The organism is Thermopolyspora sp. NPDC052614, assembly GCF_040678635.1.
In the GTDB taxonomy this organism is placed as follows: Bacteria; Actinomycetota; Actinomycetes; order Streptosporangiales; family Streptosporangiaceae; genus Thermopolyspora.
In genome coordinates, this window is sequence record NZ_JBFATZ010000003.1 from 269,434 (window position 1) to 289,638 (window position 20,205).

At 71.9% G+C, this 20,205-nt stretch carries 14 protein-coding genes; 9 read left to right on the top strand and 5 right to left on the bottom strand.

The annotated features are described in order from the left end of the window. Positions 1–180: 180 nt before the first annotated feature. Positions 181–2,595, bottom strand: a complete 2,415-nt coding sequence (locus AB0K60_RS07830) for a Tex family protein (RefSeq protein ID WP_364050606.1) — start codon at positions 2,593–2,595, stop codon at positions 181–183. 231 nt (positions 2,596–2,826) lie between these two features. On the opposite strand from AB0K60_RS07830, the gene AB0K60_RS07835 reads away from it, so the two are divergent. Beyond that, positions 2,827–2,973: a hypothetical protein gene (locus tag AB0K60_RS07835; RefSeq protein ID WP_364049796.1), complete on the top strand. Its 147-nt coding sequence runs from the start codon at positions 2,827–2,829 to the stop codon at positions 2,971–2,973. A 223-nt stretch (positions 2,974–3,196) separates the two neighbouring features. On the opposite strand, the gene AB0K60_RS07840 is transcribed toward AB0K60_RS07835, so the two are convergent. After that, positions 3,197–4,474 carry an ArsB/NhaD family transporter gene (locus AB0K60_RS07840; RefSeq protein ID WP_364049798.1) on the bottom strand — a complete coding sequence of 426 codons (1,278 nt, stop codon included), beginning with the start codon at positions 4,472–4,474 and terminating at the stop codon, positions 3,197–3,199. Positions 4,475–4,635: 161 nt separating this feature from the next. Continuing rightward, positions 4,636–5,094 (bottom strand): CBS domain-containing protein, encoded by a 459-nt coding sequence (locus tag AB0K60_RS07845; RefSeq protein ID WP_364049800.1) that lies wholly within the window; start codon positions 5,092–5,094, stop codon positions 4,636–4,638. Positions 5,095–5,287: 193 nt separating this feature from the next. On the opposite strand from AB0K60_RS07845, the gene AB0K60_RS07850 reads away from it, so the two are divergent. After that, on the top strand, positions 5,288–7,057 hold the full coding sequence (locus AB0K60_RS07850; RefSeq protein ID WP_364049802.1) for a serine/threonine-protein kinase: 1,770 nt from the start codon (positions 5,288–5,290) through the stop codon (positions 7,055–7,057). Between the two features lie 19 nt (positions 7,058–7,076). Here the strand turns inward: AB0K60_RS07850 and AB0K60_RS07855 are convergent, their stop codons facing one another. Beyond that, positions 7,077–10,508, bottom strand: coding sequence for a hypothetical protein (locus tag AB0K60_RS07855; RefSeq protein WP_364049804.1), 3,432 nt, complete (start codon positions 10,506–10,508; stop codon positions 7,077–7,079). A gap of 239 nt (positions 10,509–10,747) precedes the next feature. Between AB0K60_RS07855 and AB0K60_RS07860 the strand changes: the two genes are divergently transcribed. The 6 genes from AB0K60_RS07860 to AB0K60_RS07885 all read left to right on the top strand — a co-directional run bounded on the left by AB0K60_RS07860 (position 10,748) and on the right by AB0K60_RS07885 (position 17,967). Then, on the top strand, positions 10,748–11,398 hold the full coding sequence (locus AB0K60_RS07860; protein ID WP_364049806.1) for a GntR family transcriptional regulator: 651 nt from the start codon (positions 10,748–10,750) through the stop codon (positions 11,396–11,398). A 152-nt stretch (positions 11,399–11,550) separates the two neighbouring features. After that, entirely contained in the window at positions 11,551–11,964 is a 414-nt protein-coding gene (locus AB0K60_RS07865; RefSeq protein ID WP_364049808.1) for a carboxymuconolactone decarboxylase family protein, read from the top strand. Continuing rightward, a complete protein-coding gene (locus AB0K60_RS07870; RefSeq protein ID WP_364049810.1) occupies positions 11,951–12,895 on the top strand; it encodes an NAD(P)-dependent oxidoreductase in 945 nt (314 codons plus the stop codon). Before AB0K60_RS07865 ends, AB0K60_RS07870 begins: the two co-directional genes overlap by 14 nt. 103 nt (positions 12,896–12,998) lie before the next feature. Continuing rightward, complete coding sequence (locus AB0K60_RS07875; protein WP_364049812.1) at positions 12,999–13,283, top strand: hypothetical protein; 285 nt, start codon at positions 12,999–13,001, stop codon at positions 13,281–13,283. A gap of 219 nt (positions 13,284–13,502) precedes the next feature. Further along, a complete protein-coding gene (locus AB0K60_RS07880; protein ID WP_364049814.1) occupies positions 13,503–17,105 on the top strand; it encodes a BTAD domain-containing putative transcriptional regulator in 3,603 nt (1,200 codons plus the stop codon). 211 nt (positions 17,106–17,316) lie between these two features. Beyond that, entirely contained in the window at positions 17,317–17,967 is a 651-nt protein-coding gene (locus AB0K60_RS07885) for a hemerythrin domain-containing protein (RefSeq protein WP_364049816.1), read from the top strand. Between the two features lie 464 nt (positions 17,968–18,431). Here AB0K60_RS07885 and AB0K60_RS07890 read toward each other — a convergent pair whose 3' ends face one another. Further along, a complete protein-coding gene (locus AB0K60_RS07890) occupies positions 18,432–19,187 on the bottom strand; it encodes a hypothetical protein (RefSeq protein ID WP_364049818.1) in 756 nt (251 codons plus the stop codon). Positions 19,188–19,416: 229 nt separating this feature from the next. Between AB0K60_RS07890 and AB0K60_RS07895 the strand changes: the two genes are divergently transcribed. Beyond that, the gene (locus AB0K60_RS07895) at positions 19,417–20,187 is read left to right on the top strand and encodes an SDR family oxidoreductase (protein ID WP_364049820.1); all 771 of its coding nucleotides are present in this window, start codon (positions 19,417–19,419) and stop codon (positions 20,185–20,187) included. Positions 20,188–20,205 lie beyond the last annotated feature (18 nt).

The window sequence follows — 20,205 nt, forward strand, 5'->3', positions numbered from 1 at the left end:
CAGGGGAAGCGTTGTCTCCCAGAAAAGGCAGGAATGCCCGCTGTCAGAAACTTCCTGCGGGCGCCCATAGTGCAAACGTTCGAGGAAACTGCGACTGCAACCTCCTCAACGTACCAGGCCGCGCAGCACAGACGCAAACACCGGGGCGTCGTCCCCGAAGCCCCGGTGCCGTACGCCGCGCTAACGGCGGGAGCCGCCCCTTCCCTTGCCGCCCTCGCCGCGGCCCTTGTCGCGGCCCTTGTCACGGTCACCGCCGTCGAGGCCCTTGTCGAGGCCGGCGCGGCGCAGCGCCTCGGCGAGGGCGCCGTTCGCGGGCGGGGCGGGGCGTCCGCGGTCGCGGTCCTGGCGGGGGCGGCCGCCGCGCTGTCCCTGCCGCCCGCCGCCGTCGCGGTCGGAGCGGCCCTGGCGCTGGTCGCCGCGCGGGCCGGACTCGTCCTCCAGGCGCAGGGTGAGCGAGATGCGCTTGCGCGGGACGTCCACGTCCAGCACCTTGACGCGGACGATGTCGCCGGGCTTGACGACGTCGCGCGGGTCTTTGACGAAGGTGCGCGACATCGCCGAGACGTGGACCAGGCCGTCCTGGTGGACGCCCACGTCGACGAAGGCCCCGAAGGCGGCCACGTTCGTGACGACGCCTTCGAGGATCATGCCCGGCTCCAGGTCGGTGATCGTGTCCACGCCCTCCTTGAAGGTCGCGGTCTTGAACGCCGGGCGCGGGTCGCGGCCGGGCTTGTCGAGCTCGGCGAGGATGTCGGTGACGGTGGGCAGGCCGAAGGTGTCGTCCACGAAGTCCTCGGGACGCAGTGTGCGCAGGGTGGCCGTGTTGCCGATCAGGTCGGCGATGTCGCCGCCGGTCGTCGTCAGGATGCGCCGTACGACGGGATAGGCCTCGGGGTGCACGGCGGAGGCGTCGAGCGGGTCGTCGCCGCCGCGGATGCGCAGGAAGCCCGCGCACTGCTCGAACGCCTTGGGGCCGAGCCTGGGGACCTGCTTGAGCGCGCTGCGGGAGCGGAACGGCCCGTTGGCGTCGCGGTGCTGCACGATGCTCTCGGCGAGGCTCGCCCCGATGCCGGACACGCGGGTGAGCAGCGGCGCGGAGGCGGTGTTGACGTCCACGCCGACGCCGTTCACGCAGTCCTCCACCACGGCGTCGAGCGAGCGCGACAGCTTGGTCTCGGACACGTCGTGCTGGTACTGGCCGACGCCGATCGACTTGGGGTCGATCTTGACGAGTTCGGCGAGCGGGTCCTGCAGCCGGCGGGCGATCGAGACCGCGCCGCGCAGCGAGACGTCCAGGTCGGGCAGTTCCTGCGAGGCGTACGCCGAGGCGGAGTAGACCGACGCGCCGGCCTCGGAGACCATCACCTTGGTCAGGTTGGGCATCAGCTTGACCAGGTCGCCGGCGAGCTTGTCGGTCTCCCGGGAGGCGGTGCCGTTGCCGATGGCGATCAGCTCGACGTTGTGCTCCTTCGCCAGCTTGGCGAGGATGGCGAGCGACTCGTCCCACTGCCGGCGCGGCTCGTGCGGGTAGATCGTGGCGGTCGCGACGACCTTGCCGGTGGCGTCCACGACGGCCACCTTCACGCCGGTGCGCAGGCCCGGGTCGAGGCCCATCGTCGGGCGGGATCCGGCGGGCGCGGCGAGCAGCAGGTCGCGCAGGTTGGCGGCGAACACGCGCACCGCCTCGTCCTCGGCGGCCTGCCACAGCCGGGCGCGCAGGTCGATGCCGAGGTGGACGAGGATGCGGGTGCGCCAGGCCCAGCGCACGGTGTCGAGCAGCCAACGGTCGGCGGGCCGCCCCTGGTCGGCGATGCCGAAGGTCTGCGCGATGCGCACCTCGTAGCCGCTCGGCCCCTCCGGCTCGGGCTCGCTCTCCGGCTCCAGGGTGAGGCTGAGCACCTCCTCCTTCTCGCCGCGGAACAGGGCCAGGATGCGGTGCGACGGCAGCGTGGTGAACGCCTCGGCGAACTCGAAGTAGTCGGCGAACTTCGCCCCGGCCTCGCGCTTGTCCTCGCGCACCGCCGACACCAGGCGCCCGCGCGTCCACATGCGCTCGCGCAGCTCGCCGATGAGGTCGGCGTTCTCGCCGAAGCGCTCCACCAGGATCGCCCGCGCCCCCTCCAGCGCCGCCGCGGCGTCGGCGACGCCCTTGTCCGGGTCCGCGTACGGCTCGGCGGCGGCGAGCGGCTCCAGGGTCGGGTCGCCGAGCAGCGCGTCGGCGAGCGGTTCGAGCCCGGCCTCCCGGGCGATCTGTGCCTTGGTGCGCCGCTTGGGCTTGTAGGGCAGGTAGATGTCCTCCAGGCGGGCCTTGGAGTCGGCCGCCAGGATCTGGGCCTCCAGGGCCTCGTCGAGCTTGCCCTGGGAGCGGATCGACTCCAGGATGGCGGCGCGCCGTTCCTCCATCTCGCGCAGGTAGCGCAGCCGCTCCTCCAGGGTGCGCAACTGCGCGTCGTCCAGCGCCCCGGTCGCCTCCTTGCGGTAGCGGGCGATGAACGGCACGGTCGCCCCGCCGTCGAGCAGCTCCACCGCCGCCCGCACCTGACCGTCGCGCACGCCGAGCTCGTCGGCGATGCGCCGGTGGATCGACGCCTGCACGTCCGCCGCCTGGGCGGACCGTGTCGCCGCGATGCCCTGAGCGGACTCGCCGGACTGAGTGGCCTGAGTGGACGTCGTCACGTTCCTGACCCGCCTTCCCCCTTGGTTCGGCATTAGATTCTGCACCCTGCCGGGCCCGCTCGTGACATGGTCGCCACTTACCGTCCGCCCTTCGGGATGAACCCGGGCGAAACGGGTACCCGTTAATGGACTTGGATAAGGAGGGACAAAATGACCAAGCTGATGGATCGCGTCAAGCGCTTCATGACGAGCCCTCAGGGCCGCCAGGCCACGGATCAGGCCAAGCGTATGGCCAGGGACCCGGAGAACCAGGCCAAGGCGCGCCGTATCTTCGAGCGCTTCCGCTCACACAAGTAGTCATCCCGTAAGTAGCCATCTCACAAGTAGTCATACGAACAGCCCGGATCCGGCGAGCCCGCGCGTGTGCCGGGAACCGATTGATCGGCGCATCGCAGGTGTCCGAAACGGGTATTTCATCGGCGGACGGCGCGGTGGACGGCGCGACCGGGGCACGGGCGCGCCGCCACCGCGCCGTCTGCATTGAAAGGCCGTTCGCGGGGAGCCGTTCGCGGGGAGGCGATCAGAGGTAGCGCAGCCACAGGTACGGCACGCACAACGCGATCGTCACCGTGGCCACCACGAGGCCGTACTTGGTGAACTGCCAGAAGCCGATCGGCGTGTTGTTGCGCTCGGCGATGCCGAGGATGACGACGTTCGCCGAGGCCCCGATCGCGGTCGCGTTGCCGCCGAGGTCCGCCCCGAGCGCCAGCGCCCACCACAGCACCTGGCCGGACTCGCCGTGCGCCTGTGCCAGGTCCGCGACGATCGGGGCCATCGTCGCGACGTACGGGATGTTGTCCACGATCGCGGACAGCACCCCCGACGCGCCCAGCAGCACCATGGCGGCCAGGCCGAGACGGCCCTCGGTCGCGTCGGCGGCGGCCCGCGAGACCGCGCCGATGACGCCGGTGTTCACCAGCGCGCCGACCATGACGAACAGGCCCATGAAGAACACCAGGGTCGGCCACTCGACCTCGCGGATCGACTCCTCGACCGTGACCCGGGTCGCGGCGACCAGCAGGCCCGCGCCCAGCAGCGCGACGATCGACGGCTCATAGTGCAGCACCGGGTGCAACACGAAGGCGGCGATCACGATGGCCAGCACGACGAGGCTCTGCGCGAGCAGCCTCGGGTCGTGGATGGCCTCCCGCTCGTTCAGCCGCATGATGTCGGCGGCGCGCTCGGGGTCGTAGCGGAAGGCGTCGCGGAACAGGAACCGGCACATGACCACGAAGACGACCATCAGCAGTACGACCAGCGGCGCCAGGTGGATCAGGAAGTCGTTGAAGGTCAGGCCGGCCCGGCTGGCGATGATGATGTTGGGCGGGTCGCCGATGAGCGTCGCCGTGCCGCCGATGTTGGACGCCATCACCTCGGCGATCAGGTACGGCGCGACCGGCAGCGCCAGCCGCTCGCACACCAGGAACGTGACCGGGGCGATCAGCAGCACGGTGGTGACGTTGTCCAGCAGCGCCGAGGCCATCGCGGTGATCACCACGAGCATGACCATGAGCCGGAACGGTTTGCCCCTGGCCCGTTTGGCGGCCCAGATCGCCAGGTACTCGAACACGCCGGTCAGCTTCAGCACGCCGACGATCACCATCATGCCGAGCAGCAGGAAGATGACGTTCCAGTCGATCGCCGATTCCTCGGCGAAGAACGCGGTCTCGGCGTCGCTGGCGTGGATGAGCAGCATCAGGGCGGCGCCGCCGAGGGCCGCCGCCGTGCGATGGATGCGTTCGGTCGCGATGAGAACGTAGGCGCCGACGAAGATCAGCACGGCAAGGGTCGCGGTCAAGCACGCCTCCCGGTCGGTCATGCAACGTCATTAATGCCCGCCGACCAGACTTCCCGGCACACCGTCTCTCACGATAGGTGATAGCCGTCAATATTGGACACTCGACGTCTTCATTCTCTGATGCCGCAATAAGCCATAAAAGCGGCAAAAGACAAAGGGCCTCAGCGGGCCAGCAGCCGCTCCAGCAGGCCGCTCGCCGTGACCACGCCGACCATGCGCCCGCCGTCCTCGGCCGCGCCGGATAGCACGGCCACCAGCGGGCTGTGGTTCTCCGCCATCACCGCCGCGATCTCCAGCGCGGTGTCGTCCTCCCCGACCACGGGCAGCACGGGCCGTTCCCGCGGCAGCAGATCCGCCACCCGCTTGCCGGCCAGGGTGGCGCACATCCGGTCGGCGTACGACTCGTCGACGACGTGCGCCAGCGCCGGGTCGTCCTGCACGTACCGCGGGATGACGAACCGGAGCACCTGAGAGGCCGGCAGCACCGTCGCAGGGCGCCCGTCCTCGTCCACCACGACCAGGCCCGGCAGGTGCCGCTCGCTCAGCAGCCGCGTCGCGGTCAGCGCGTCGTCGTCCGCCCGCACCGCCGGATAGTCCACGACAAGGTCCCGTGCTCGCACACTGTGACGGTAGCCCCTCGGCGGCGGCTCACGCACGCCGAGAAACCTCAGGGCGCACGCCGAGGGCGGTGACGAGAGGAGCGGCCTCCCGGCCCCGGCCCAGCGGTAAGTGGACAAGTGTGCGGAATTCTCGCGGCCTTCATTCGCTTGCTGACACAATGACGCAGAGAACGCCGGGTACGGGAGGAAACGAATGCGAGGCGCCCAGCCGCTGCGGCCGGGGGATCCGAAGCGAGTGGGCGACTACGAGGTCCTCGGGTTCATCGGCGAGGGCGGGCAGGGCACCGTCCTGCTCGGGCGCAGCCCGGCCGGGGCGCGTGTGGCGATCAAGCTGCTGCGGGCCGAGTTCAGCCACAACGACGACGCGCGCAAGCGGTTCCTGCGCGAGGCGGAGCTCATGCAGCGGGTGGCGCCGTTCTGCACCATCCGGGTGCTGGACGCCGGGGTGACCGACCGCTCGCCGTTCATCATCAGCGAGTACGTCGAGGGCGAGTCGCTGGAGGAGCTGGTCCGCCGTGACGGCCCGCGCTCGGGCAGCGGGCTGTCGCGGCTGGCGGTCGCCACGCTGACCGCGTTGTCGGCGATCCACCGGGCCGGGATCGTGCACCAGGACTTCAAGCCGAGCAACGTGCTCATGGGCCCGGAGGGGCCGGTCGTCATCGACTTCGGCATCGCCCGGGTGCTCGACACGACCGGCACCGTCTCCCAGGTCGTCGGCACGCCGTCGTTCATGTCGCCCGAGCAGGTGGAGGGCAAGGGCATCGGGCCGCCGTCGGACCTGTTCAGCTGGGCGGCGACGATGGTGTACGCGGCGACGGGGCGGCTGGTTTTCCACGGCAACACGATCCCGGCGATCCTGCACAACGTCATCACGGCCGAGCCCGACATCAGCGGGGTTCCGGAGCCGCTCAGCATCTTCGTCGGCGACTGCCTGTCGAAGAACCCGCGCCGGCGTCCCACGGCCAAGAACGTGCTCAGCGCGCTGACCGGCGAGATCCCCGTACTGCCCCGCGACCCGTCGGGACGGGCGCCGGCCGCGCGGCCCGCGCCCACCAAGATCCTGCATACCGGCGTGACGCCGCCGACGCAGTTGCCGCATCCGGGAACGGCCCCTGACGTCACGCCACGTCCTCCCGGTCCTCCCGGTCCTCCCGGTCCTCCCGGGCCGGCCGGTCCGGTCGGCTCGCCCGGTCCCGGGCCGGTACCCGGCCGTGTTCCGCCCCCCGGTCCCGCGCCGGGCCCGGCGGGTCCCGCGTTCCGCCCCGGGCCCACGCCGCCACCCGGCCCGCCGCCGGCGGCGCACCGGCATCCGCCCTTCCCGCCGCCCGGACCTCCCCGCGGCCCGGTGCCCGCGCCGGGTCCCGCGCCCCGCCCGCCCGCAGGTCCCGTCCCTCCCGGCGTGGCCCAGCCGGCCGCCGCGCCGACGGGATGGCGGCCGACGGCGGGGACCGTACCCGCCCAACGGCCACGCTCAGGCTGGTCCCGGGCGGTGCTGTTCGCGGTGATCGGATTCCTCGCGGTGCTGGTCCTGACGCCCTTCGTCCTGCTGGCCCTGCGGGAGACCGAGCAGGAGCGGTCGGAGCCGCGACCGGCGGTCGGCTCCCACGACCTCGACACGATCATCGCCAGGACCGCCTCCTGGGACGTGCGCGTCACCCGCCTGCAGGTGACGGCCGACAACCTGATCCTGACCGTGCGGTACCGGAACCTCGGGTCCGGACCGCAGTCCCTGGTGTGCTACGACGCCATCGGCGGCACGTACCTGCGGTTCTCCGACGGCGAGCGCGTCATCCCCACCCGCACCCCCTGCTCCAGCCGACTCCACAGCGACTGGGATGTCGAGGGCGGCAAGACCTGGATCGGCACGGCCGTCTTCCCCGTCAGCGGTCACGCCGGCGACTCCTTCAGGGTCAACTGGTTCAACTGGGGGCTGAGCCACCCCATCACCATCCCCTCCGAGTGATCCCGCCGCGCGCCCGCCCCTACAGCGTGCCGAGCTCGGCGACCGCGACGCCGCAGGCGGGCACCCGCACCCGTGCGGAGGGCCGACCGGTGGCCCGGACCGTCACGGTCGCCGGCCGTTCCGACAGTGATCGAAGACGCGCGACCAGCCTCCCTCCGGTACGGCCCAGCGAGGTGACGAGCACGTCGGGGCGGTCCACGCCGACAAGACCCTCGGCGGGAACGACCCCGGGTTGATCGCCGCGGCAACAGGGGCGGGCGGGGCGCGCGGCGCGGTGGGCGGGGCCTGTCGCGAGGACGGCGGCGAAGCGGTCGGTGAGACCGGCGGCGACGTCGGCGCCGAGCCGACGCGGGGGCGCACCGGCCGCCGAGCCGACGGCGTAATGGAAGGTCGTCTCGCCCTGCTGCTGTGACGGGAAGTTGGTGTCCCAGATGTTGTTCAGGACCCAGGAGTAGACGGTGGCCGGTTCCTCCTCGACGGTCGGCGGGAACGGCGCGTACGGCATGTGGATGGAGCCGAGCTGGACGAGCGGGGCCTCCAAGGTGGCCCAGGCGATGGACAGCTCGGGGTCGGACAGGGCGATCCAGTGCCGGACGGGGATCAGGTGCCGCGCCGCGCCGGGCACCCGGGGCAGGTGCGTCCCGCCGACGCCGCCGGTCAGCTCCCAGACGATCGACGGGTCGGCACAGGCGAACGGGAAGGCGAAGAAGGCCGCCTCCTTGGCGGGCGTGCCCTGCTTGGCGATGCGGTGCCGGATGTCGACCCGGGGCACCCCGGCGGCCAGTTCGACCGTGGTGCGCAGCCAGTCGACGCCCTTGCCGTGCAGCTCGACGACGAGCCGCTCGCCGACCGCGGTGCGCTCGGCGCGCACGAACGTGGCGTGGCGGCCGATGCTGCGGTCGCCCAGCAGCCTCCCGTCGTACGCCAGCACGTTTCCGGACATGTGGCTGAAATGCGGGGCGCTGGCGTACCGGTCGTAGACGTACTGCCCGAACCCCGCCACCGCCAGCGGATTCACCAGCTCCCGCCCGGCGACCTTGTCGAAGACCGACCCGATGTGCCCGCGTTCGATGAGGTATGACACCCGGTAGAACTCGTTCTCGATCACGTCGCCGATGCGGGCCGGCGCGGGCGGCGGCGCGGCGGCGGGCACCACGTTCACCCGCACATAGCCCACGCCCGGCACGTCGGGGACGACCGCGCGCAGGCGGCGGCCCGGGGGGCGCGGCGGCCAGTCGCGGGGGCGGACGATCCGCTCGTGGTGCGGGATCGGCACGCCGGTGCGGGCGTCCTGGAGCGCGATCGGCTCGTCGAGCGCGACCACGTCGTGCGGCAGGAACGCCTCCACCAGGTCGGTGCGAACCGCCACGTACGGGTTGAACACGATGAAGCAGGCGACCCCCTCGGCGGGAAAGGTCGCCCCGAAGCGCCGCGCCGCGCCATGCAGGGCGTCCAGCGCGTCGTCGTACGCCTCGTACGCCACCGCCGCCTTCCGCACCCACTGCACGGCCCCCGACTCGTGCCCCTCCTCGGCGTCCCCCCAGGGGGTGGCCGCGCCCCAGGTGTGCTCGTTGAACAGCGCCACCTTGTCGTAGGCACGGTCATAAACGTCGTCACCGGCGCTGACATCGGCGTCGGCACCCGCACCACCACCGGCGTCGACATCACCGCCGACCTCACCCGCGGCGCCGCCGACGCCTCCGGTGCCGTCATAGCCCGACGTGCCGCCGACGCCCCCAGTGCCGCCGTCATCGGCGTCGGCACCCGCACCACCACCGGCGTCGACATCACCGCCGACCTCACCCGCGGCGCCGCCGACGCCTGCGGTGCCGTCATAGCCCGCCGTGCCGCCGTCATCGGCGGCGCCGACGCCCTGACCAGAGCCGCCGGTGCCCTGCCCGGTGCCGCCATTCCGCGCCAGGGCCAGCGCGTCCAGCGTCTCGGCGGTGCGCAGCGCGCTCTGCGCCCGGCGCACGTAGCCGAGCGGGCGTGCCCCCGACCCGAGCCCATCGGCCCACCAGTCGGTCCAGTCACCCTCGTGCACGTCGAGCCGGTCGCCGTACCGCTCTTCGACGCGGACGAAGAAGTCGGCGTTGACGGCGCTGCGCAGGCGCGGATACGCCCACTCACGGTTCCACCGCCGCACGATCGCGGCCGGGGTGAGCGACGGCCCGGCGTTGTCGGCGTCCGCGCCCTGCACCCGCAGGTGCACCACGTCCAGCCCGTACGGCTCCCGCGCCACGTCGGGCCCCGTCCACCCGAAGGCCCCCGGCCGGTACGGATACGGCCGCCGCGCCAGCGCCGACAGGTAGCGCGGCAGCAGGTCCACGGCCAGGTCGTACCCGTCGGCGAGCCCGACGGTGTTGCCCTCCATGTACGCCAGCCCGTGCGGCGTGTCGGTGAACCAGACCAGCAGCTCGTTGCCGCTCGGCGCACGCCACCGGAACGGCCGGGTGAGCCGCTCCCCGCCCACCAGGTACGGCACCGACCTCCCGGCCCAGTTGTGCGCCGCCGACAGGTAGCGCACGCCCGCCTCCGCCAGCGCGTCCACGACTCCGACGACCGCCCCCGGCACGTCGGTGTGCATCGCCGAGCGGATCGCGAAGCCGTACCGGCCGCGCAGTTCGGCGACGAAGCGGAGCTGACGCCGCAGCTCCTCCTCCGAGCACGCCTCCAGATGCGACTGCATGGGAAACGCCGTGATCTCGATGCCACCCGCCCGCACCCGCTCGGCGAACCGCTCGACCATTTCGCGCGGACGCGAGCGCAGCCACCGCAGCGCGGGCAGCGACGACTCGACCGTCCAGCGGAACCGGGCGTCGTCCGGCCAGTGCGCGGTCCGCTCGGCGAGGCGCAGCGCCGCGTCAAGATGGTCGAGGTGGTGGCGGAGCACATCGCCACGGGTGTCGGTGTAGCCGAGGTCCAGGTGCGAGTGATGCACCACGAACACCTCCCACCGGCGCTGCGGCGTCACCGTCACCTCCCCCACGCCGACCTCGCCGCGCGAGTCCCGGACCTCCACCGTCAGCCGCCGCGGCCCGCCGGCCTCCGGCACGAACAGCATCGGCCCGGCCCCCCGATCCACGACCGCGCCCGCGTCGTCGCGCAGCACGTACTCCAGATCGCCGCCGAGGGGCGACGCGGCGGCGGCCTGCCCCGCAAGACCGACAGGACCGGCGAGACCGAGATGCACGCCAAGACCCGCCCCCGGACCTGCTGCCGAACCCGCCCCCGAACCCGCCCCCGAACCCGCTGCCGAGCCCGCGTCGGGATGGACCGTGTCGAACCGCACCACCTGACGGCCGTCGTGCCGGATCAGCGGCGGCACGCTCGCCCGCACCTCCAGCCCGCGTACCGCGACGACCGGCGCCGACGAGTCCCGCCGCAGCGTGTTCCTGACGCCGTCGTACCCGAGCGCGCCCAGGCCGGGGTGCAGCAGCCTGCTGGTCATGGCACGACCTCTGGTCCGCCCCCGCCCCCGACGCCCCCTTGTGCGATCATGCTGTCCCCTCCCCCGGGCACCTGGCCGTGCTCGATGATGTGTCCAACGAAAGCCGTGGTCATGCCTGCGGGGGGCGGACCGGGCGAACTCGTCGCCGTCACCTGACAGTCATCCGTCTGTATGATAGGTAACAGATCCGTAACCGGGCGGCTCGTAGCGGAGAGGCGTTCACAGCGTTGGACAAGAGCATGCAGGTGCAGCGAGCCGAGCCCATCCGCAACCAGGTCGCGCGGCTGGTCCGGGCCGCGATCACCGACCTGCGCTTCAAGCCGGGCGAGTTGCTGATCGAGCGCGAGCTGTGCGAGCTCACCGGCGCCAGCCGTCCCTCCGTCCGCGAGGCGCTGCGGCAGCTTGAGAGCGAGGGCCTCGTCACGTCCGTCCCCGGCAAGGGGACCATCGTGACGACGGTGACCCCCGACGAGGCGCGCCAGTTGTACGACGTACGGGCCGTCCTCGAAGGACTCGCGGGCCGCCTGTTCACCCACTCGGCGACCCCGGAGCAGCGCGCGGCGCTGCGCGCGGCCGTGGACCGGTTCGAGGCCGAGATGGACAACCCCCGCAGCCTTATCGCGATCAAGGACGAGTTCTACGACGTCCTGTTCACCGGCTCGGGCAACAAGATCGCGCACCAGGTCGCCACGGGGCTGCAGCGCCGTACCAGCATGCTCCGCTCCACCTCGCTGTCCGCCGAGGGCCGCCCGCCGGAGACCCTGCGCGAACTGCGCGCCATCCTGGCGGCGATGGACACCGGCGACGCCGACCTGGTGGAACGCCTGTGCCGCGAGCACGTCGCCGCCGCCCGCCGGGCCGCCCTGGAACGGCTGGAAAGCAGCGGCTGAGCCGACATCTCCTACCAAACAGCCTCCGGTCCGCATTGGAACGTTCCTACAGCGGCACCGGTCAGCGGTCTGCTTGTCTGATAGGTGACATGATGTTAGCCTCTGGACGCATTCCGGGCGACGCGCCGGGACCGAGAACGAGGGGATCCGACATGGCTGATGCCACACCCGAGGCCGAGCAGCTCTTCGCACGCGGGCTGGAGATCCGGCGAGAGGTTCTGGGCCCGGAGTACGTCGATGCGTCGCTGGCGAACGCCGACGACTTCATGCGGTCCTTCCAGAACGTCACCACCGAGTGGTGCTGGGGATACACCTGGTCCCGCGAGGGCCTGGACCGCAAGACCCGGAGCCTGCTCAACCTGGCCATGCTCACCGCGCTCAACCGCAGCCCCGAGATCAAGCTCCACGTCCGGGGCGCGCTGCGCAACGGCGTGACCGTCGAGGAGATCCGCGAGACCCTGCTGCACGCGACCGTCTACTGCGGCATCCCCGCCGGCCTCGACGCCTTCAAGGCCGCCCACCAGGTTCTCGTGGAGGAGGGGGCGCTCGGCGATGACGAGCGGTGACCGCAAGCCTGTCATCGGTTTCATCGGCCTGGGCGCGATGGGCGCCCCCATGGCCCGCCGCCTGCTCGGCGCCGGCTACGAGGTCCTGCTGTGCGACGCGGAACCGGGCCGGGCCGAGACGCTGGCCAAGGAGGCGGGCGGCAGGCCCGCGTCCCCCCGCGAGATCGGCGGCCAAGCCGACGTGATCATCACGATGCTGCCGAACAGCGCCATCGTCGAACAGGTGCTCCTCGGCCCCGACGGCGCGCTGACCGACCTCCGCGCCGGCGCCGCCGTCGTGGAGATGAGCTCCGGCGACCCCGTGCGCACCCGCGCCCTCGCCGAGACGGTCCGCGAGCGCGGCGGCCGTTTCGTGGACGCCCCGGTCTCGGGCGGCGTCCCCCGCGCCGTCACCGGCGACCTCGCCATCATGGCCGGCGGCGACGACGAGGACGTCGCGTACGTCACCGACGTGCTCTCGGTGATGGGATCGAGCGTCACCCGCACCGGCGAGGTCGGCTCCGCCCACGCCATGAAGGCGCTGAACAACCTGTGCTCCGCGGGCGGCTTCCTGATCGGCATCGAGGTCCTGCTCATCGGCAAGCGCTTCGGCCTCTCCCCCGAGATGATGGTCGACGTCCTCAACGCCTCCACCGGCATGAACAACTCGACCAAGCGCAAGTTCCGCCAGTACGTCCTCTCCCGCTCATTCGACTCCGCCTTCAGCCTCGACCTGCTCGTCAAGGACCTCGACATCGCCCTCGGCCTTGCCCACGCCACCGGCACCACGGCCCCGATCACCGAGGCCACCGTCGAATACTGCCAGGCCGCCCGACACGAACTGGGCCCCGGCCGCGACCACACCGAACTGGCCCGCTACGCCGAACACCTGGCAGGCACCGTCCTGGCCGACACACCCACCCCTCCCGAAACCGCGGAGCCCGCAACCTGACACCCGACGCCGGATCCGTCACGGCCAATCAATAAACGGCGATTTCCGGGTGCGCGCCATTTAGGGCCCTTTCTAGGGCCCTTTGTGCGAAGAAGCCTGTTCAGTGCCATCGCAGGCAACGGCCATCGAGGCAGACATTCGCCCCCGCCGGGGACGGCACCTGATCGAGGTAGCCCGCCCCCACCATCTGCAGCGGGACCATGAGGCCGTGCTCGGCACGCTAAAACTGGCCGAGCAGACCGCGCCGGAGACGATCCGGTACAACGGCTATGCGCGTCGGATGACGCTGGAAGCCGAGTTGCCCGCGACACGTACCCAGGCGGCAACTCGCCGACAAAATCGGGCTCCTGACCTGACGGCGAACCAGAGGACACTTTTGTATCCCTGAGTAGGCGTGACAACGCTTGGCGTCACCGATCGTGACTCACGGGTTCTGCTGCGTGTGGCGGTCCGCAGGGGAGGCGGTGACCGGGTCGGGGCTTGGTCGGACTGCGGCGGTGATCGGGTTTCGTTTTGGCGGGTGGGGTGGTGCCGGTCACTGGGGGGAACCGGGATCGGCGGTGGTCCGGGGCGCTCGGTACGGCGGGCAGCATGGCACAATTCCCGCATGTCGGTGACATTTCGGGTGCTGGGTCCGTTTGAGGCATACGTCGGTGAAACGCCGGTGGACCTTGGCGGGCCTCGGCCCCGGTTGCTGCTCGCGCGGCTGATCATCGCGCGGGGCGCGACGGTGTCGGTGGACGCGCTTGTGGACGATCTTTATAACGGGGAGCCGCCGCCGCGGGCCGTTGGAGCGTTGCACAGCTACGTCTCCAATCTGCGTCGGCTGCTGGAGCCCGGGCGGGCTCCGCGTACGCCGTCGTCGGTGCTGGTCAACCGGCCTCCCGGGTACGCCCTGGTCACCGGGGGCGTGGACGCGGACGAGTTCACCAGGTTGGCCCGGTCCGGCGCGTACGGCGAGGCGCTGCGGTTGTGGCGGGGTACGCCGTATGAGGAGTTCGCCGACGTGCCCTGGTTGCGGGCGGAGATCGAGCGGCTTAACGAGGCGCATCTGACCGTTCGTGAGAAGCACCTGGCCGAGTTGTTCGATGGCGGCGATCCGAACGCGACGGCCGAGATCGAGGCGCTGGCCCATGCCCATCCGCTGCGGGAAGGGCTGTGGGGGCTGCTCGCCCGTGCGCTGTACCGGCTCGGGCGGCAGGCCGACGCTTTGGAGGCGCTGCGTACGGCCCGCGTTCGCCTCGCCGCCGAGCTGGGGCTCGATCCCGGGCCCGAACTGCGTCGGCTGGAGGCGGCGATCCTCGCGCAGGATCCGTCGCTCGATCCTCCGGCGGCGTCTCCCGTCGGCGTGATCGCCGGAGGGGCCGGGGGCGCGGAGGGCAGGAGGGACGGCGCGGGGGCGGCCGGGCTTGTTGACGACGCCACGGGCGGTGAGGAGACGCCGGGCGGCGGCGACGTCACGGGCCGGGGAGTCGCCGGAGAGGGCGGGGGTGGCCAGGAGGAGGGCGAAATCTCCGCTCGTGCGGCGAGCGGGCGGGCTCCGCAGTTGGAGCGGCTCGACAAGCTGGCGGACGAGGCCCGTGGGGGGCGGCCGCGCTTCGCGGTGATCTCGGGTGAGCCGGGTATCGGCAAGACGTGGCTGGCCACGGCGTTCGCCGAGCGTCTGGCTCCGCGGGGGTGGCGGGTGGCGTGGGGGCACTGCCATGAGACCTCTGGGGCGCCCGCGCTGTGGCCGTGGCAGCAGATCGCCCGGGAGCTGAGCGTCGAGGTTCCGCCGGATGGGCTCGCGACGGCGTTGGACGTGCTTTTGGAGGATGAGCCCGCCGCCGGGCCGCCCGCCGAGGCGGGTGAGGCGCGATTCCGGCTGCACCGGGGCGTCGCGGGGTATCTCGGGCGGGTGGCGGCCGATCGGCCGTTGCTGATCGTGGTGGACGATCTGCAATGGGCCGACGTCGCCTCCTTGGATTTGCTTGCCGATCTGGCGGCGCTGCTGCGCGGCCGGGTGGTCGTCGCGGTGACCGTGCGGTCCGGGGAGGGCGGCCCGGCCGTGTACGACGCGCTCGGCATGCTGGGCCGTGCCGACGCGCTGCGACTGCCGCTCGCGGGCCTCGACGCCGCCACCGTAGGGGCCCTGGTCGCCGAGATGCTGGCGAGCGGGACGGGTGACGGGACGGGTGGCGAGGCGGGGGGTGGGGGCGATGTCGCCGGGCTCGCGGGGCCGGAGCAGGCGGCGGCGCTGACCGAGCGCACCCGGGGCAACCCGTTGTTCGTGCGGGAGATCGTCCGGCTCGCCGAGGACCAGGGCATGGCGCGTGCGCTCACCACCGTGCCCGAAGGGCTCGCCGACGTGCTCCGCCGCAGGCTGCTGAGGCTGTCCGCCGAGCATCGGGCCGTGCTTGAGGCCGCCACCGTGCTCGGCGCCGCCGCCGACCGGCAGGCCCTGGCGGAGATGTGCGGCCGGGACGTGGACGGTGCGCTCGACACGGCGGTCCGGATGCGGCTGCTCGCCGATGACCTGCGTTTCGCGCACGATCTGGTACGCGAGACGATCTATGGGGACATCTCCTCCGCGCGCAGGTCCGAACTGCATCTGAAGGCGCTGAGCGTGCTGGAGCGCCGGCCCGGCCCCGACCTCGCCATGCTCGCCCGGCATGCGATCGCGGCCGGTCCTCCCGCGGCGGAGCGGGCGGTGCGCTGGGCGAGCGCCACCGCCCGGCAGTCCTCGGCGCGGCACGCCTACGAGGACGCGGCGCTATGGTGGCGGCGCGCCGTCGACACGCACGCCGCGCTCGCCGACGCCGACCCGGCCGAGCACGTGGAGCTGCTGCTCGGCCTGGTACGCGCCCAGCTTGACGCGGGCGACGGTGTCGCGGCCAGGCGGACGCGGGCGGAGGCCGTACGCGCGGCCGACGGCTCGGGCGATCCGGTGCTCACCGCCCGCGCCCTCACCAGTCTTGAGGCACCCGGCCTGTGGCGGCTGTTCAACACCTACGGCGACCTGGAACTGCACACGGTGCGGCGCATCGAGGACGCGCTGGCGGCGCTTCCGCCGGGCGACTCCGAGCTGCGGTGCAGGCTGCTCGGCTGCCTCGGCATGGAACTGCTGGACGTCAAGGTCGATCCGCGCTGCGACACCGCCTCGGCCGAGGCTCTCGCGATGGCCCGGCGGCTCGTGGCGCGGGGGGAGGCCGACGCGCGGCTGCTCGCGGTCACGCTCAACGCCCGCTATCTGAGCATCCTGACTCCCGAACGGCTCGCCGAGGTGGACGCCATCGGCCGTGAGCTGACCGAGCTCGGGCTGCCGGGGTCCGAGTTGCTCGGCCACATGATCCTGGCGCGTACCCGGCTTGAGGTGTTCGACATCGAGGGGGCCGATCGCGCCGCGGAACGCGCGGCCGTGCTCGTCGAGCGGCTCGATCTGCCGTGGCCGCGCTTCCAGCACCTGCTCTGGACGGGCGCGCGGCGGCTCATCGACGGCGATTTCGCCGCAGCGGACGCGGCCTTCGCCGCCGCGGCGGAGGCGGGGGAACGGTTGAATCTCTGGCATACCCAGGCGGTTCTCGCCTCCGCGGTCGTCATCCGTACCGTGCTCCTCGGGCTGATCGCCCCGAGGGCCGGGCGGTCGGGGCCCGTCGCGGCCTCGGCCGAGGGTGATTTCACGGCCTTGGCCGACAGTGACTTCGCGGCGTGGCAGGAGGAGGGCGTGGGGCATCCCGGGTCGGATGCACCGGCGCTCGGCGGGCCGCATGCCCGGGAGTTCGATGTGGCGAGCCCCGAGATCGAGGACCTGATCCTCCAGTTCTCCCCGATTCCGGCCCACCGGCAGATCATGCGGGTTCTGTTCGCCCACGCTCGCGACGATGCGCCCGCCCTGCGGGAGGCCGTGAAGGACGGCTGGCGGGAGATTCCGTGGGACTTCAGCGGCCTGTCCTCGCTCTGCTGCCTGGGCTGGGCCCAGCTCGCCGCCGGGGACACGGCCGCCGCCGCGGCGACGTATGAACGGCTTCTGCCGTACGCGGGCAGGTTGTCGTTCGGTTCGAGCACGTTTCCCGTCGGCCCGGTCGGCTACTACCTTGGCCGGATGGCTCCCGATCCCGGCGCCGCCCGCGCCCACCTGGACGCCGCCGCCGAACGCTGCGAGCGCGCCGGATTGACCTGGTGGGCCGGCGTCATCGCCGCCGAACGGCGAAGCCTGGCGGGCGGCGGGTGACGTTCGTGACGTTCCGGCGGGCACGCCGAGCGGCCGGTGGCGCGACAACGTGGCCGTGGGAACGCGGCCATGGGAACGCGGTCGCGGGAACGCGGTCGCGGGAACCGTCACGCGGGACCTCGGGTCCGCTTGTGAGCAGGCCGGGGGCGGGGACAGTGGCCCACAAGAGCGCCATCAGTCCGTCAATAGAGGGGGCGCGCATCGTGGGGGCATGACGACGACAAACCAAGGGACCGCCCGGCGGCCCGGACAGCCCGCACCCGACCTCGTTCTCTTTCTCGTGTTCCACGCGGGGCTGCGACGCGACTTCAAGCGCCTCGCCGACGCGTACGACCGCTGCGATCCGGGCGACGCCCGGCGACTGGCCCCGATCGACGAGCACACCGCGTTGCTGCTGCGCGCCCTGCATCACCACCACACCTCCGAGGACGAGGAGATCTGGCCGATGCTGCGGACGCTCGCCCCAGAGGCCGGGGAGGTGCTGGACCGGCTGGAGGCGGACCATCAGGACATGGACGCGGTCATCGAGCGGCTCACCTCCGGCCGCCTGACGACCCGGGAGAAGGCCGACGACCTGCGTCGGCTGCACGAACTGCTGAGCGGTCACCTCGATCTGGAGGAGGCCCACGCGGTACCGGTGATCCGCGAGCGTGTCAGCGCCGAGTGGTGGGAGGAGGTCGGCGAGCGGGTGAGCAAGAGTCAGGGGCGCGATCTGCCGATGATCGCGGCGTGGCTCATGGACGTGGCCGGTCCCGCCGAGCGGCAGCACATCCTGGACACCGCACCGATGATCATGCGGGTGCTCTACCGGCTGTCCTGGCGCCGCGCGTACGAGCGCCGGGCCGCCCAGATCTTCGGATGACGACGCGCGGCGAGCCTCCCGCGCCGCCCCCGCGCGCCCGGGGCGCACGATATGCGCCCGGATGAGCCGGTGGTCCGCGTTCCTGCCCGGCTCAGAACCACTCGGGAACTACCAGAAAGAACTCTCAAGAACGGGAAAGCCGCCCAGCCCCCGTGGGGTGGGCGGCGTTCTCACGATCCGGAGACGACGCCGGACGCTCGCCAGGGACACGGGTGCGAGCGCCCGGCGCGCACTTCGGGCCGACGGCCGACGCCGTGCCCGGCCGGTCATCAGGTGGTCCGCGCCGCCCTTCGGGCTGCCCACCCGGGTGCCGGTCGGCGTGTCACGACGCCGGTGTGAAGGCCCGTCTTACCGGCCGGGGAGCATCTTTAGCCGACCGTCCGTCCGCTGCGCCCTTGTGGGGCCGGGTGCGGCGGCGGCCGGGATCCGGCCGGGCTCCCGATTGGCGCTGGTCGGGACGTGGTTTAGAAGCCGTGTCCGAAGCCGCGGACGCGCACGCGGATGACGTCGCTCTCGGAGCCGTTGGCCTCCTCGTTGCCCTCGAAGACGGCGCGGTACTCGCCGCTCTTGAAGGCGCGGGCCTTGGCGGAGAACCGGCCGAAGCGGTTGGTCTCGGTCTCCGTCACGAGCTTCCACTCCTGCCGCCGACTGCTGCGGAAGTAGATGCCGACCTCCTGGTCGCGGATGCCCTTGAAGCGGCTCTCCGTGGCGGCCAGGACGCCCTCGAAGAGGACCGACCGGCCCCTGCGGACGAGGCCGGGGGTGACCTCGAAGTCGCGGATCTCGGTGTCGACCTTCTCCTGCTGCTTGACCGGATCGACGAAGAAGCTGTAGCTGTCAGCCGTCTTGTGACCGAACTTGTCGAACGCCACGGCCGTGGCGAGCCACTTGCCCGGCTTGTCGTTCTTGTTGAAGAAGGCGGCGAAGCGCAGCCTGTCGCCGCGGTCGAAGGTCCGGGCCTGCTTCGGCTCGGTGCCGCGGGCCCCGAAGCCGAGCGGCTTGAGGCTCACCTCCACCCGGCTGGCGTTCTTGATGGCGACGTTGACGATGACCTTGGTGGGCCGACCGTCCGCCGGCAGCTGCACCCGGTACGGGACGACGTTGATGACGCTGACCTCAAGGTCGGTGCTGGGGCTGGCGGCGGCGCCAGCCGTTCCCTGCACCAGGAGCGCCGAACCGCACGCGGCGACAGCCAGGACTCCTGCGGCTATACGTTTCATCAGAGAATCTTCCTCTCCCCGTCTATGACGGTCACCGATGACCGCCTTCACACTCCCGAGACGGGGTTGCGCCCGGGAGTGTTGCTTCTCACGGGAAGAAAGTGGTCTGTGTTACATCTCACATTTGCATCAATCCTGGTTACGCGGTTGCGCCAAATTAATCGGCGAACGGGTGTAATCCTGGCGGCATTCCCTGGTCGGGTTCGCGGCGCGCGGGCATAGTGACGGCATGGGCCGTTCCTATGTGGTGACCGGAGGCGGGCGTGGCATCGGCAGGGCGGTCGTCGAGCGGCTGCTCGGCGACGGCGGCGCCGTGATCGTGGTCGAGCTGGAGCAGGCGGCGCTCGCCTGGGCCGACGGCCACCCGGCGAGCGACCGGATCACGCCGGTGATCGGCGACGCCGCCGACGAGGACGTCATGGACCGTGCGGCGGATCTGGCGCAGGCGGCGGGCGAGCTGACGGGCTGGGTGAACAACGCCGCCCTGTTCCGTGACGCGTCGCTGCACAGCAGCCCGACCCGGCACGTCCTCGACCTGATCGCGGTGAATCTGAACCCGGCCGTCACCGGGTGCGCGGTGGCGATCCGGCGGTTCCTCGACGCCGGGACCGCCGGGGCGATCGTGAACGTCACCTCGCATCAGGCGCGGATGGCCGTGCCGGGGTGCGCGCCGTATGTGACGGCGAAGGCGGCGATCGAGGGGCTGACGCGGGCGCTCGCGGTGGAGTACGGCAGGCACGGCGTCCGCGTGAACGCGGTCGCGCCCGGCTCGGTGGACACCGAGCGCTATCGGGAGTTCCTGCGGCGGCAGGGGCCCGCCGAGGCGGCCCGCGTGGAGCGGGAGATGGGCAGGCTGCATCCCCTGGGCAGGGTGGCGCGTCCGGACGAGGTCGCGGCGGTCATCGCCCGGCTGTTGTCGGACGAGATGAGCTTCGTCAACGGCGCGACCGTGCCCGTCGACGGCGGACGCTCGGTTCTCGCCCAGGATCCCGAGGCCTGATCCGCGCGGCCCCGATCG